The sequence below is a fragment of the Mycoplasma sp. Z386 genome, assembly GCF_054343375.1.
In genome coordinates, this window is sequence record NZ_JBTGVC010000002.1 from 34,786 (window position 1) to 50,850 (window position 16,065).

General features: G+C 25.6%; 13 protein-coding genes. All 13 read left to right on the forward strand.

Annotated elements, in window-relative coordinates; genetic code table 4:
• The 13 genes from dcm (at window position 1) to lpdA (ending at window position 15,749) form a co-directional block, all read left to right on the forward strand.
• On the forward strand, window positions 1-1,230 hold the full coding sequence (gene dcm / locus ACXX85_RS00690; protein ID WP_458559349.1) for a DNA (cytosine-5-)-methyltransferase: 1,230 nt from the start codon (window positions 1-3) through the stop codon (window positions 1,228-1,230).
• On the forward strand, window positions 1,230-2,303 hold the full coding sequence (locus ACXX85_RS00695; protein WP_458559350.1) for an HNH endonuclease: 1,074 nt from the start codon (window positions 1,230-1,232) through the stop codon (window positions 2,301-2,303). The genes dcm and ACXX85_RS00695 overlap by 1 nt, the downstream gene beginning before the upstream one ends.
• A gap of 143 nt (window positions 2,304-2,446) precedes the next feature.
• A complete protein-coding gene (locus ACXX85_RS00700) occupies window positions 2,447-2,683 on the forward strand; it encodes a hypothetical protein (RefSeq protein WP_458560357.1) in 237 nt (78 codons plus the stop codon).
• Between the two features lie 188 nt (window positions 2,684-2,871).
• Complete coding sequence (locus ACXX85_RS00705) at window positions 2,872-3,810, forward strand: L-lactate dehydrogenase (protein ID WP_458559352.1); 939 nt, start codon at window positions 2,872-2,874, stop codon at window positions 3,808-3,810.
• Between the two features lie 113 nt (window positions 3,811-3,923).
• Window positions 3,924-4,880, forward strand: coding sequence for a hypothetical protein (locus ACXX85_RS00710; RefSeq protein WP_458559353.1), 957 nt, complete (start codon window positions 3,924-3,926; stop codon window positions 4,878-4,880).
• Window positions 4,881-4,888: 8 nt separating this feature from the next.
• Entirely contained in the window at window positions 4,889-7,129 is a 2,241-nt protein-coding gene (locus tag ACXX85_RS00715; RefSeq protein ID WP_458560358.1) for a hypothetical protein, read from the forward strand.
• Window positions 7,130-7,139: 10 nt separating this feature from the next.
• Window positions 7,140-9,620, forward strand: coding sequence for a valine--tRNA ligase (locus ACXX85_RS00720; RefSeq protein ID WP_458560359.1), 2,481 nt, complete (start codon window positions 7,140-7,142; stop codon window positions 9,618-9,620).
• Window positions 9,621-9,641: 21 nt separating this feature from the next.
• Window positions 9,642-9,815 carry a DUF2188 domain-containing protein gene (locus tag ACXX85_RS00725; RefSeq protein ID WP_436358645.1) on the forward strand — a complete coding sequence of 58 codons (174 nt, stop codon included), beginning with the start codon at window positions 9,642-9,644 and terminating at the stop codon, window positions 9,813-9,815.
• A gap of 30 nt (window positions 9,816-9,845) precedes the next feature.
• Window positions 9,846-10,679, forward strand: coding sequence for a bifunctional 5,10-methylenetetrahydrofolate dehydrogenase/5,10-methenyltetrahydrofolate cyclohydrolase (locus ACXX85_RS00730; protein ID WP_458560360.1), 834 nt, complete (start codon window positions 9,846-9,848; stop codon window positions 10,677-10,679).
• 218 nt (window positions 10,680-10,897) lie between these two features.
• Complete coding sequence (gene pdhA, locus ACXX85_RS00735; RefSeq protein ID WP_458560361.1) at window positions 10,898-12,004, forward strand: pyruvate dehydrogenase (acetyl-transferring) E1 component subunit alpha; 1,107 nt, start codon at window positions 10,898-10,900, stop codon at window positions 12,002-12,004.
• Window positions 12,004-13,005 carry an alpha-ketoacid dehydrogenase subunit beta gene (locus tag ACXX85_RS00740; RefSeq protein WP_458560362.1) on the forward strand — a complete coding sequence of 334 codons (1,002 nt, stop codon included), beginning with the start codon at window positions 12,004-12,006 and terminating at the stop codon, window positions 13,003-13,005. The genes pdhA and ACXX85_RS00740 overlap by 1 nt, the downstream gene beginning before the upstream one ends.
• 13 nt (window positions 13,006-13,018) lie before the next feature.
• The gene (locus tag ACXX85_RS00745) at window positions 13,019-13,906 is read left to right on the forward strand and encodes a 2-oxo acid dehydrogenase subunit E2 (protein ID WP_458560363.1); all 888 of its coding nucleotides are present in this window, start codon (window positions 13,019-13,021) and stop codon (window positions 13,904-13,906) included.
• Between the two features lies 1 nt (window position 13,907).
• Window positions 13,908-15,749: a dihydrolipoyl dehydrogenase gene (gene lpdA / locus ACXX85_RS00750; protein ID WP_436358640.1), complete on the forward strand. Its 1,842-nt coding sequence runs from the start codon at window positions 13,908-13,910 to the stop codon at window positions 15,747-15,749.
• Window positions 15,750-16,065 lie beyond the last annotated feature (316 nt).

A 16,065-nucleotide genomic window follows, 5' to 3' on the forward strand; every position in this document is an offset into this window, starting at 1 on the left:
ATGAAATATAAATTTATAGATTTGTTTGCTGGAATCGGCGGTTTTTATAAAGCTATTGAAAAAGTAGCGAAAAATAAAAATTTTGAAATTGAATGTGTTTTTAGTAGTGAAATTGATAAAGAAGCAATAAAGGTTTATTCACATAATTTTAAAAAGAGTAAAGAAGAAATTATAGATATTCGTTTATTGGATGAAGATTGTTCACAAGTTCCAGAACATGATATTTTATTTGCAGGTTTTCCTTGTCAAACATTTTCAAATGCAGGAAACAAAAAAGGTTTTGAAGATGAAATAAGAGGAACTCTATTTTTTGATATAGTAAAAATTTTAAAAGCAAAAAAACCTAAGTATATTCTTCTCGAAAATGTGAAACATTTGGTAAAACATGATAAAGGTAGAACTTGAACTATAATAAAAAAAGTATTAGAAGAGGAATTAAATTATTTAATACCTGAAAATCCCTTGATTTTGTCTCCACATAATTTTGGAATTCCACAAAACAGAGAAAGAGTTTTTATTCCTGGTATATTAAAAGAAAAACAAGAAAATAAAATAGAACAAAAAGATTTTATTTTTTCTTTCGACTCAAAAAAAACAAACGAATTTATTAATATTTTAGAAAAAAATGTTGATGAAAAATATTTTTTACAAGATGAATATTTGCTTAAGATTTTAAATGCGTGAGATGAATTTGTTAGGGAAGTAAAATTTCCAGAAACAAGAACTTTACCGGTAATCTGATTAGATGAATTTGATCAAAATTATGAGTTAAAAGGTTTAGTACCTTGAAGAAAAAAATATTTAGAAAATATGAGAGAATTTTTTGAAGAAAATTATATTTTCATAAAAAAATGGATGGAAAAATACAATGTTTCATCTTGAAAATTAAGAGATAAGAAATTTGAATGGCAAGCGGGAAAAGAAGTTAGAAATATTCAAAATACATTTATTCAAATGAGACAATCTGGAATAAGATGCAAAAAAGCAGAAATTTTCCCTACTTTAGTTGCTATCGTGCAAACATCAATTCTTTTTGATAAAGAAAAAAACAAATGAAGATACATTACTCCAAGGGAAGCAGCAAATCTTCAAACCTTCCCAAAAAACTTTATTTTGCATAATGAATTAAGTGAAAATCACAAAGATCATTATGCATATAAACAATTAGGAAATTCAGTTAATATTTTTGTAGTTGCTTTAGTTATTGAAAAATTATTGGAGTATAAATAATGCTAAAATACAATCATATTGTTGGAAATAAAATTGAAAACTTAGAAACAATACATCCATTAGAAGGAAAGAATAACAAGGATAAAGAAAAGTTTATGAAAATTCTTGTTGAATTTTTGTCAAAAAATAATAATGTTGTTAAATATGAAAAACTTTTTGAATCAAAAGAAATTTTTTCTTTAAACTTGAACAATAAAAAATATAATATTTTTATTGAACACACAGATAATGGCGGAAGAAATAATGCTAAAAAAATAGCGATTACAAACAATAAAAAATTTAGGGAGTTAATTAAACTAAGAGAAAAGTGTTTGATTATAAATGTTTACATTCCTTTTTCAAACGTAAAAGAACTAGACTATTCTAATACAATTTTTTTTATAATAAATCCAGAAGAATTTATAAAAAGCAAATCAATGGAATCGGGAACTTCAAGTTCAAGATGAGTAACTAATGAAGAAATTCTTAATTGTATAAACGAACAAGAAAGTAAAGAAATTTATAAATTAAATTATAGAAATAATGTTTATATTATTCATAATTCTAAAATACTTGATTTCTTTTTAAATGAAATTCCACAAATATATTTAGATTTTTACAAAAAGGATATAGAGAGAGAATTAAAATTAAAAACAATAAATAGGAACAAATTTAAAAACCCGGAAAATGAAAATAAGTATAGAAGACTTTTTAGACAATATTTATTTAATGTTTATCCCGAAAAATGTGCTTTTCAAAATTGCGATATAGATATTCCAGAGTTGTTAATTGCTTCCCATATAAAACCAATTAATGAAATTTTAAAAGAAAAAATAGACATTAAAGACAAAAGAGAACAAATTTGTGATTATTATAATGGATTTATTTTTTGTGCAAATCATGATAAATTATTTGATAAATTTTTAATTTCTTTTGATATTGATGGAAATGTTTTAACAAAAGAAAATAAATTTCTAAAAAGTGAAAGTTCTTTTTTTCAAAATACTTTAAAAGATAAAATAGGAATTAAAATTTCTGTTAATCATGAAAAGTATTTAAAATTTCATAGAGATAAAACTTTACAAGTAAAATAAGAAAAATAATTCATTTATATTCTAAGCAATGACAAATTGAATCAAATTTTAGAAGTTTAAAAAGTTATTTAGCAATAAGACCAACTTATGTTTATTTAGATAGCCACATTGTAGCTCACATACTTTTATGTTTTGCTTCATTAGTGGTTTTAAAATTATTCATTCATAAAACAAATGAATATTATTTTAAACACAGAATTAATAATCATCTTACTGAATGACAATTTATTAAAATTTTAAGTTTAGTTAGAGAAGAAATGTTTATAAATAACATTACAGGAGAAGAAATAGAAAGAAAAAGAGAAAAATCAGGAAGCGATATAGATCTTTGAAATAAGTATGATGAGATCAAAAAAATTGTAATTAAATCAGATAAATAAAAACCATTTTGCCCCATAAAACAGTCGTAAACGGTTTTTTAATTCTTGAAACTGGGAAAGACGGGAGAATCAAAATATATACAAAATAAAAATAAAATGTAAAGAAAACTATAAAAAAACATGATTTTTTATTTTATGTTTTATAATTTTAATGTAATAAAAATTAATAAAAGGGAGATTTTTAATAAATGAAAGCAACAAAAGTTATTTTAGTTGGAGCAGGAGCAGTCGGTTCTTCTTTCTTATATTCCGCCATTAATCAAGGATTAGCTGCAAAATACGGAATCATTGATAAATTTGAAGGACCAAGAGACGGGAATGTTCTTGATTTAGAAGATGCTATTGTTCCGTCTGTTAGAAAATATGAAGTATTTTCAGCTAATTATGCAGATGCTAAAGATGCTGATATAGTCGTTATAACAGCAGGAAGACCACAATTACCAGGTGAAACAAGATTAGAAATGGTAAAAGACAATTCTTTAATTATGAAAGATATTGCAAAACAAATTAAAGATAGTGGATTCAATGGAATTACAATTATCGCATCAAATCCAGTGGATATTCTCACATATGTATATTTAAAAGAAACAGGTTTTGATCCTAAAAAAGTTATTGGTTCAGGAACAATTCTTGACACTTCAAGATTAAAACAATTACTTTCTAAAAAAACAGGAGTCTCAACAAACAATATAGAAGCATTTGTTATTGGTGAACATGGAGATTCTTCATTAATTAACTATTCAACTTTTAAAATAGCAGGATTACCTTTTAGTAAATATGAAGAAAAATCCGGAGTAAATGCTTCAAATTACGAAGAAGAATTAGAAAAACCAGTTTATACAAAAGCATATAAAATTATTGAAAGAAAAAGAGCAACCTTTTATGGTATTGGTGCATGTTTAGCACAAATAGTTAGAGTAATTCAAGAAGATTCTAATGCTGTTTTACCTTTAGGAGTATACTTAAATGGTGAATATGGCGCTTCTGATGTTGTAATCGGAGTTCCTGCTATTATCGGTTCTGAAGGAATAAAAGAAATACTTAACTTAGATTTAAACGACAAAGAAAAAGCAAAATTTGCTAATTCTGTAAGAATTGTTAAAGAAACAATCAAATCAATTCAATAAATAATTTAAGAGAAACTTTTCTAAGTTTCTTTTTTATTAAAATAAAAAATATATTTTAAAATCTTAAAATAATAGTGGTAAAATTTAAATAATTATATATAAGGAAAGATTTTATGAGAAGATTTAACGCAAAAACAATAGCATTTGTTGCTGTTTTTATGTCCATATCTACAATAATGCTTTTATTGGGTATTAGATTTTTTCCTTTTGCAGCTTTACCTAATTTTCGTTTTTCAATAATTGGTTTACCTATTAAAATTACAGGATTTATTTTTGGACCAATTGTAGGTTTATTAACAGGATTTTTATCAGATTTAATTTCTTTTCAATTTGTTCCTAGCACCTATTCAATTTATTACACTTTAGCTTTATCTATTACTGGATTTATTCCAGGAATAATTTCATGATTATTTTTTGATTTTATTAAAAAAAGATTAAATGAAAATTATATTCAAAAAAATATAAAAGAAAAAAGTAAATTTTATGCTTTAAAAATAGAAAATCTTTCTTTATCACTACTTTCTCTTTCTAATGAAAAAGAAATAAAAAAAATTAATAAAAAAATTTCAACAATTTCTAAAAGAATTAATAGATTAAATAAAGAAACACAACAAAATACTTTATTTACTTCTATGTTAATTTTTTGTTGAATTATAATGATAGTTGTTGCTGCTATTGTTTCTACCATTGTATTTTTAGCTCCTGATAAATTATTAGAAGAATCAAAATACATAAAAAATAAAGTAGGTTTTTTAATTTTAATGTTATCTGGAAACGGAACCATGTTGATTTTTATAACAATAGCAAGATTTTTAAAATTTTTTCAACAAAAAGATAGATTTACTACAATGGTTCCTATTATTGCTTTTTCAGTTATTTTAGAACCAACATCAAGTGCAATATTAGCTTTAGGTGATGTTCAATCTGGTGCTTTCCCAACTTTTGAAGTAGCACTAATTACACATTTTATTGTGTCACCTATTAAAATTTGAGTCAATTTATTTGTTATTTACCTTACAAGTTTAGTAATTCTTCCGATTGTAAAAAACAAAAATAGAAATAATTATTAAAGGAAAATATGGAATTTACAAACAAAATAATTTCTTTACTTGATGTTACTTATGAAGACAAATTAAAAAACTTAAATTTAGAAATAAATAAAGGAGAAGATGTCCTTATTTTTTCTTCTAATAAGAAAATCCCTTTTTGTTTTAAAGAACTCTTAGTTTTTAAAAATAAAAACTATTCTGGCGTCATTAAAATAGGAAAGAATTTTTTAAAAAAGAATTTTAAAGATTTTTGAATACCAGAAAAAGTTTTATCAATTTTTTCTAATAAAAATAAAAATCACTATTATGATAAACCGTTATTTGAAATAATGAAATATTCTTTTAATACTAATGAATATGATTTTAAATTAATGAGAGATTTCCGTAAAGATTGAAAAGAAGTTAGTGATGAATATCATTTTTTCATAAAAGAAGAGGAAGAAAAAATATCATACGATCTTTTTGAAACACAAATTAAAATTTTTGATCAATTTTTTAAAAAAATTAATTATAAAGAATTTTTACAGAAATTAGAACAAAATAGTTTTAATTTAAATGAGTTAAGTAATTATTTAGATAAAAGAATAGATATGCTAAATACAAGTTTAAACAATATAACTTACTATGAAATTAAAAAATTTAATGTTTATGAAAAATATAGAGATAAATACAGAAAAAACGAAGGAAAATTACAAAATTTAAGAACTGAATTTGAAATTGCTGAAAAAGAAGTTGAATCATTTGAACATTCTTCAGAATTTGAAATCGCTTCTCATAATCACTTTCAAGAAATTAATCAATTAAAAGCAGAACTTAAAAAAAGAAATAATTTTTTAAAAAACGGGTTTTTAAAAAATGGAATATATTATTTACTTATAAAATCATTAAAACTAAAAATTAAAGAAACTAAAAAGGATTTAAAAGAAGCATATAAATCTGCAAACAAAGAACAGATTGTAAAAGCTAAAATTAATTATTGAATCAAAAGAAAAACACTTTATATTTTTAAACATAATAAAAAGCATCTAAAATATGTAAAACCAAGCGTTGTTAAAGGTTTTTATAACACTATTAAAGAATTTGAAATTGAATTTTTCAATAACTTATTTTTTGATTTTAAAAGGGGTAAAACAATTAAATTGGATAATCAACTAGAAATAATAGAAGAATATCACGAAAAGAAATTTACACTAAATAAAATAAAAATCTTAAATGAAAAGAAATTATTAGACACTTTAATAGAAAAAAAAGAATTAAAAAAAGAAATAAACTTTTTAAAAAAAGCAACAATTGAAGGTTCTAAAGAAATCGATCAAGTAGAAAAACATAAAAAAACAAATGTTTTATGAGAAAAAAAAGCAAATTATGTATGAGAAAAAGAAAAAAATGAAAATTTATTAGCCAATAGCATTGAAATCAAAATGCAAAATAATTCTAAATTAGAACAAGAAATTATTAATAATATCATTGCAATTACTAAAATTGATAGATTTTTATTTTCTTTCTTAAAAAGAAAAAATGAAAATAGCAACGAAGTGGAATTAGAAATATTTAAAAAAATAAAAAACGTAATTTTTTTAAATGATCATTTTTATGTTATTTATCACCCTATTTCTTTTTTATATACAAATGACTTTGAAGATAATGAAATCATCCAGAACGTTATTATTAAAAATGAATTATATAATTTTTTAAAATCCATTAACATAGGTATTGATAAACTCTGAATTCCTTATTCAGATTTAACACAAGAAGAGAAAATAAAAATAGACATAGGAAAATTAAAATTATATTCTCCAGAAGTTGCTCTTGTTGATTTAAATAAAACCATTTTTGATAAAACATATGTAGATCAATTGGTGGCAAATAAAAATCCAAATACTAGTTTAATAATTTTTGCAAGTGATTTTGTCGAAACAAAGCATATTAAAAATTTTGTTTTTATAGAAAAATCAAGAATAATTGAATGTTCATTTAATAATATTAAAAAGGAATTTGAAAGTGAATTTGCTAAAAAATTTTATAAATTTAAATCTTTCGATTTTTCTATTATTGATAAAATTAGCGAACATGAATATGATGAATTATATTCTTCAAGAAGATACTTTAAAAGTAATCGATCAGAAATTTACATTTCAGATAATGAATTAATTTCATCTAAAATTTTAAGTCATAGACAAAAACCAAAAAAAACACCTAATTTTGTAAAATTAGAAGACACGGTTATAATTGATTATACAGAAGAGAAAAGTTTAGAAAATACAGAATAAAAGGGGAAATATGGATAAAAATTTTAATCATAAAGATATAGAAAAAAACAGAAACCAGAAATGAATTAATAAAAAATATTTTTCATATCACGATTCGAGTAAAAGACCATTTACAATCATTGTGCCACCTCCTAATGTTACAGGAAAATTGCACTTAGGACATGCGTGAGATGAATATATTCAAGACACTATTATTAGATATAAAAAATTAAAAGGTTATGATGTTTTATTTTTACCTGCAGTTGACCATGCAGGTATAGCAACTCAAACAAAAGTTGAAGAATTATTAAGAAAAGAAAATAAAACTCGTTATGACTTAGGAAGAGAAAAATTTTTAGAAGAAGTTTGAAAATGAAAAGATGAATATTACAATAAAATTAAAGAACAGTGAAATTCTTTAGGTTTAGCACTTGATTATACAAATGAAAGATTTACATTAGATAAAGATGCTAATGAAGCAGTTTTAAAAATATTTGTTGATTTTTATAATAAAGGATGAATTTATAAAGATAAAAAAGCAATTAATTGAGATCCTAAACAAAAAACAGCTTTATCAAATATTGAAATAATTAATAAACCAACTAACCAAAAAATGTATTATATTAAATATTGTATTGAAAATAGTAATGAATTCTTAACAGTTGCTACAACAAGAATTGAAACAATTCCTTCCGATGTGGCACTTGGTGTTAATCCAGAAGATAAAAGATACAAATCGCTTGTGGGTAAAAACGTTATTCATCCTTTTACTAAAAAAATAATTCCAATAATTGAAGATGATTATATAGATAAAAAATTTGCTTCTGGTGTTATGAAAGTATCTGCACATGCTATGGCAGATATTGATATTATAAAAAAACACAATTTAGAAATTAATGAATCAATCAATCCTGATGGAAAAATGAATAGTTTAGCTTTAGAGTTTGAAGGATTAGACCGTTTTCAAGCAAGAGAACAAATTTATCAAAAACTATTAAAAGAAAATTATATTGTTAAAACAGAAGAAATAATATCTAATGTAGGGTATTCAGAAAGAAGTGGTGAAGTTTCTGAAATAATTATGTCAGAACAATGATTTGTAAAAATGGAAGACTTACAAAAAATGCTACTAAATCATTTAAAAAGCAAAAATGCTGTTAAATTTTATCCAAAACGTTTTCAAACAGTTATTAAAAAATGAATGGAAAACGTATATGATTGAACCATCTCACGTCAATTATGATGAGGACATAGAATACCAGCATGATATAAAAATGAAGAAATGAAAGTGCAAATTGAGTCTCCTGGTGAAGGATGAATTCAAGATCCAGATGTTTTAGATACTTGATTTTCATCAGGACTTGCACCATTTGTTTTTTTAGGTTGACCACAGTCAAATGAAAAAATAAAAAGATATTTTCCTACTTCATTACTTGTAACAGGTTGAGATATAATTTTCTTTTGAGTCGCAAGAATGTATTTCTTTAGTTTAAGTGTTATGGATGAAAAACCATTTGATGAAGTATTGTTACATGGATTAATAAGAGATGAAAAAGGGATAAAAATGTCTAAATCACTTGGCAATGGTATAGATCCAATGGAAGTTATTGAACAATACGGTGCAGATGTTTTAAGAGAATCTTTAATATTTAATTCAACACCAGGACAGGATATTAAATTTTCTAAAGACAAAATAGATGCTGCTTGAATTTTTAATAACAAACTATGAAATATAGTGAAATACTTTTATGAATTAGAAGAATGCAGCACTTGTCAAGAAATTACGGACAAAGATAAATGAATATCTAATAAATTAAGCCTTTTAAATAAAAACATAAATAAATTCATGAAAAAATATGATTTTACATTAGTTTATAAAGCAATACATAAATTTATTTTTGAAGATCTTTCGTCTTGATATATTGAATTATCTAAAACCAAACCAAATAAAACATTTGGATTCGAAATAATTAAAAAATTATTAATTATTCTTCATCCATTCTGTCCTTTTTTAACAGATTATTTATTTGAAAAATTATTTAATCAAGAACTTTTAGAACATGAAAATACAGATATTACAACTTATAGAAACGTTAACTATATAGATAAAGTTGTTGAAATAGTTAAAAATTTAAGACAATATAGAGAAAAACATAGTATTTCTAAAAAAGAAGTTCTAAAATATTGAATCGCAGATAAAAAACTTGATGTAACATCAATATTGATGATAAATAATATGTGTAATGCTGAATTATTTGAAAACAAACATTCAGTTTTAAAAACAGAAAATTTTGAAATTTATATTCAACTATCTGCAGAGCATAAGCAAAAAGAAGCAGAAAGAATAAAAGAAGAAATAAAAATAATTGAATTTGAAATAAAAAGAGCAGAAAATATACTATCAAATTCTAACTTTTTAGCAAAAGCTCCAAAAGAAAAAATTGAAAATGAAGAAAAAAAGTTAAAATTATATAAAGAAAAGTTAAAATTATATATAGAAAAAAATAAATAAGACATATTTAAGGAGAAAAAAATGATAAAGTACGTTGTAAACCATAATGGAGACTGAGCTGTAAAAAACGCAAATGCAGAAAGAGCTACAAAAATTTTTAAAACTCAAAAAGAAGCTATTGAATATGCAAAACAATTAAAAGAAACAACAGCTGTTATGATCCAAGGAAAAGATGGAAAATTTAGAAAAGGGTAAGATTACCTTTTTTTATTTTCAAAAACTAAAATGCCAAAAATTTTAGATGGTAAAAAAGCTTCAGAATTTTTTTTTCAAAAACAGCTAAATTTTTTTAATCTTTTACCAAAAAAAGCAATATTTAAAATTGTTCAAGTAGGTAATTTAGAAGCATCAAATCGCTATATAAAAAATAAGTTAAAAAGAGCTAAAGAATTAGGAGTTAATGGTATATTAATTAAGTTAGATGAAAACATCACAGAAGAATCTTTATTATCTATAGTTAGACAAGAATCAATAGATTGTGATGGAATGATAGTACAATTACCTTTACCTAAACACATAAACTCACAAAAAGTTTTAGATTCTATTCCTGTTGTTAAAGATATTGATGGACTTTCAAGTAAAAATCAAAATCAATTTTATAATAATCAATTTTCATTAACTCCTGCGACAGCAAAAGGAATTATGATGTTATTAGATTTTTATAATATTCAAGTTCAAAACAAAAAATGTTATATTATTGGCGAATCTAATTTAGTAGGAAAACCAACAAAAAAATTACTTACTGATGCAGGAGCTTTTACTCATAGTTTCAACAAAGAAACAGGAATTAAAGGTTCTGAAGATGCTGATATTTTAGTTGTAGCAGCAGGAGAAACACATTTAATTAAAAAGGAAAATATAAAAGATAAATCTGTAATTATCGATGTTGGAATAAATACTTTATCCAATAATAAAATTACTGGTGATGTTGATTTTATTGATGTTATAGATAAAGTAGAAGCTATTTCACCAGTTCCGGGCGGAGTTGGTCCTATGACTATAACAGCATTATTTGAAAATTTAATGGTAACTATAAAAGAAAATTTAAAAAGTAATTAATAATTAAAAATATAAGTCAAAAATGATTTATATTTTTAATTAAAATTAAGTTTAAAACTATCATAAAAACAATATTTTTTTGCATTTAAATGTTAAAAATTCAAAAAATTAATAAAAAAATGAATTTTTATACTTTAAATTGAAATAAAATCAATAAAAAGAATATAATTATAATATTAGTTTAAATTCTAATTAATTTTAAAAAATAAGGAGTAAAAATGCAATTTAAATTTGTTAAACCTGGCAAAGTTATGTTTTCTAAAGACGAAATTATCCGTTTTTTAGATATAGATGGAAACTTAACTAAAGAAGGTAAAAACAACGAACCGAAATTAAGCAAAGAAGAATTATTAAAAGCTTATAAATTTATGGTTCTTTCAAGAAGACAAGATGAATATATGTCACAGTTACAAAGACAAGGAAGAATGTTAACTTTTGCACCTAATTTTGGTGAAGAAGCACTACAAGTAGCTTCAGCTATGGCTTTAAAACAAGATGACTGATTTGTTCCTGCATTTAGATCAAATGCAACTATGTTATATATGGGAATGCCTATAAAAAATCAAATGTTATATTGAAATGGAAACGAAAGAGGAAGTGTTACACCTGAAGGAATAAATTTACTTCCAATTAATATTCCTATAGCAACACAGTGTTCACATGCTGCTGGTATTGCTTATGCATCAAAATTAACTGGAAAAAATGTAGTTTCAATGTCATTTATTGGTAATGGTGGAACTGCTGAAGGTGAATTTTATGAAGCAATTAACACATCAGCAATTTGAAAATGACCATCAGTTTTCTGTGTAAACAATAACCAATGATCAATTTCAACACCAGAACATTTAGAAACTGGTTCAGAAACTATCGCAGCTAAAGCAGCAGCTGCTGGAATTCCAGGAGTTAGAGTTGATGGAAATGACTTATTAGCTTCCTATGCTGTAGTTAAAGAAGCTGTGGAATTTGCAAGATCAGGAAATGGTCCTGTTGTGGTTGAATTCATAACTTGAAGACAAGGACCACATACTACAAGTGATAATCCAAGAATTTATAGAACTATAGAACAAGAGCAAGAACACGAAAAATGAGAACCAATGCACCGTATTGAGACTTATTTAAAAACAAAAGAATACTTAACCGATGAAGAAAAAGATCAAATTTGAGAAGATGCTATGGAACAAGTAAAAGCAGCTTATCAAGAATCATTAGAAGAATTAGATGTTGATTTAAACGAAGTATTTGACCATACTTATGCAACATTAACACCTGAATTAGAAGAACAAAAAGCAGAAGCTATCGCATATTATTCAAAGGAGAATAAATAATGGACAAAAAAATGTTAGAACTAAATAACATCGGTGCTGTAACCAACGCAATCGATTTAATGATGGAACAAGATCCACATGTTGTTCTTTGAGGTCAAGATGCTGGATATGAAGGTGGAGTGTTTAGAGCAACTGAAGGATTACAAAAAAAATATGGTGTTGAAAGAGTTTGAGATACACCTATTGCTGAAGCATCAATGATGGGAATCGGAATCGGAGCTGCTCTTTTTGGACTAAAACCAATTGTTGAAATGCAATTCCAAGGATTTTCTTACCCAGCATTTCAACAACTTATGACTCATGCAGCAAGATATAGAAATAGATCAAGAGGAAGATTTAGTGTTCCTTTAGTATTAAGAATGCCAATGGCTGGTGGAGTTAGAGCTCTTGAACACCACTCAGAAGCAATCGAAGCAATGTTTGCACATGTGCCAGGATTAAAAGTTGTTATGCCTTCAACACCTTATGACACAAAAGGTTTAATGATTGCAGCTTTAAACGATCCTGATCCTGTTGTATTTTTAGAACCTAAAAAAATCTATCGTTCTTTTAAACAACAAATACCAGCTGAAATTTATGAAGTTCCAATTGGAAAAGCAAACGTTTTAGTAGAAGGAACAGACTTAACATTAGTAACTTATGGTGCACAAGTTCACGACTCAATCGAAGCAATTAAAAAACTAATAGAAGAAGAATCATCAATTAGTGTAGAATTAATTGATTTAAGAACAATTAAACCAATAGATACAGATACAATTATTAATTCTGTAAAGAAAACAGGAAGATTATTAGTTGTTCATGAAGCTGTTAAATCATTCTCTGTTTCTGCAGAAATTATTACAAGAGTTAATGAAAAAGCGTTTGAATATATTAAAGCACCTTTAACAAGATTAACAGGTTATGATATTACAGTTCCTTTAGCAAGAGGAGAAAAATATCATGCTATTGATAGCGATAAAATAGTTGCTAAAATAAAAGAAGTAGTAGGATTTAAGTTCTAAAAGAAAGGAAAATATGAATAAAATTATTTCAACCCCTTTAGCAAGGGCAATTGCTGCCAAAATGGGAATTGATATTAATCAAGTTAAAGGTACAGGTCCATTTGGAAGAATTTTAAAAGAAGATGTTTTATCTTTTAAAGTTGCACCAAAAACTGAAGTAACACCTGCAGTTAAACCAGAAGTTTCTTCAACTAATTATTTAGATGGAAAAAGAGAAAAAATTACTCCAATTAGAAAAGCAATTGCAAAAGCAATGATTAATTCTAGAGATTCAGTTGCTTACTTTAGTTTAGTTAATGAAATTGATATGACTAAACTTTGAGATTTAAGAAAATCTATTGTAGAAGATGTGCAAAAAACAACAGGTGTAAAATTAACATTTTTACCTTATATTGCAAAAGCAATTTTAGTTGCTTTAAGAGAATTCCCAATTCTTGCAGCTAAATATGATGAAGCAAATTCAGAAATTGTCTTTCCTACAACTTTAAATTTAGGAATTGCTGTTGATACAGAAGCTGGATTAATGGTTCCTGTTGTTAAAGATTCTCAAAATTTAACCATTGTTGAATTAGCTAAAGAAATTTCAAGATTAGCTTTAGCAGCAAGAGATAGAAAAATAAAACCAAATGAAATGTCAGGCGGATCGTTTACAATAACAAATTATGGTTCAGTAGGTGCTTTATTTGGAACACCAGTTATTAATTATCCAGAATTAGCAATTGCTGGAGTTGGTTCAATTGTAGATCGTGCAGTTGTTAAAAATGGAACAATTGTTCCAGGAAAAATTATGAATTTAACTGTATCAGCAGATCACAGATGAATTGATGGAGCAACAGTTGGTAGATTTGCTTCAAGAGTAAAAGAATTATTAGAAAAACCAGAAATTTTAGGAGTTTTATAAGATGCATAAATTTAAATTTGCTGATATAGGTGAAGGACTACATGAAGGTGTAGTTGCTGAAATTTATAAAAAAGAAGGAGATATGGTTAATGAAGGAGATTCTTTATTTTCTGTTGAAACAGATAAAGTAACTTCCGATATTCCTTCTCCTGCTACAGGAAAAATTGTTAAAGTTTTAATGGCAGTAGGAGATACAATCCACGTTGGACAAGAAATTTATCACATTGATGATGGAAAAGGTGATGTAGTTTCCCAAGAACCTAAAAAAGAAGAGTCTAAAAAAGAAGAATCTACTGGAGGAGGTGCTTCTGTTGTAGGAGAAGTGAAAGTTTCAAATCAATTATTTGATTTATCCTCATTAAAAAAACCTTCTACAACTGCTACAACTAAAGTTGAATCACCATCAGAAAGAAAAGAAGCATCTTCAAATAAAGAACAAGGCAAAGCATACACAGGAAAAATTGAAGAAGAATTCGATGTTATTGTTATTGGATCAGGTCCTGGTGGATACTTAGCAGCTGAAGAAGCTGGTGGAGCTGGACTAAAAACATTAATTATTGAAAGAGAATTCTGAGGTGGAGTTTGTTTAAATGTTGGATGTATCCCAACAAAAGCACTTTTAAAAACAACAGAAGTTCTTCACTCAGTTAAACATGCTACAGAATACGGAATTACAGGAAATATAAACGTAAAAATTGACTGAACTAAAATGCATGCAAGAAAATCTGAAGTTGTTAAACAATTAACTTCAGGTGTGCAAGCATTAATGAGAATGAATAAAGTAAAAACTATTTTTGGAACCGCAAAATTTGTAGGTGCTCACGAAGTGGAAGTTGATTCTAAAGTTTATAAAGCTAAAAATATTATTATTGCTACCGGTTCAAGTGATAGAAAAATTCCTTTACCTGGATTTGAACAAGGTTATGCTGAAGGAAAATTAATCACTTCTAAAGAAGCTATTAATTTAGAAAAACAACCAAAATCATTAACAATTATTGGTGGTGGGGTTATTGGAGTTGAATTTGCTCAAGTATTTGCTTCAGCAGGAACAAAAGTAACAATCATCCAAAACTTACCAACAGTGCTTGGAATGCTAGATAAAGATATTATTAAACAAGTTTCAAATGACTTAGTAGAAATGGGTGTTGAAGTTATAGCAAATGCCAACACAACTAAATATGAAAAAGGTAAAATTTTCTATGAAGTTAATGGAAAAGAAGAATCAATTAAATCTGATTTAGTTTTAGTTTCAGTAGGTAGAGTTCCTGAATCTCTTGGATTAGAAGAAGTAGGTATTAAACTTGGAGACAGAAAACAATTAGTAGTTGATGAATACTGTCAAACAAATGTTGAAGGAGTATATGGAATAGGAGATGTTGTAGGACAAGCTATGTTAGCTCACGTTGCTTATCGTCATGCAGTTGTTGCTGTTTCAAATATTCTTAAAAAACAAGTAAAATATTCTGCAAAAACAGTTCCAGCATGTATTTATACACACCCTGAAATTGCTGTTGTTGGTTTAACAGAAGATCAAGCTAAAGAACAAGGTAAAGACTTTATTGTTGCAAAACACCAATTTACTTTCATCGGAAAAGCATTAGCAGCTCATGAATCAAAAGGATTTGCTAAATTTATTATTGATAAAGAACATGGAGAAATTATTGGTTGTCACATCATTGGTGCTGCAGCTACAGATTTAATTTCTGAAGTAGTTCTTGCAATGGATTTAGAATCAACAATTTATGACATCGCTTCAACAATTCACCCACACCCAACATTTAGTGAAGTGTTATGAGAAGCAGCAAGAAACGCAGTTCACCAATTAAACAAACTTAAAAAATAAGTTTTAAAATATAAATAAATAAATAAACACCACTTTAAAATTTAGTGGTGTTTTATTAATTTTATTGAATTTTTACCAAACAGAAATAATTTTCATTTTAATAATATATTAATATAATAGTTAAATTTGATAAATTTGAGCAAATTTTTAATATTATATTAAATTTTATAAATAAATTAATGAGTATTAATAAATTTTCCCGAGTTTCCCAGTCAACACTAAAAAGCAGAAAATCAACCATTTTTTTGGTTGATTTTATTGTTTTTCATTTTTCTTTATACCATTTTTGATAAAACTCTTTTTATATCAGATCAAT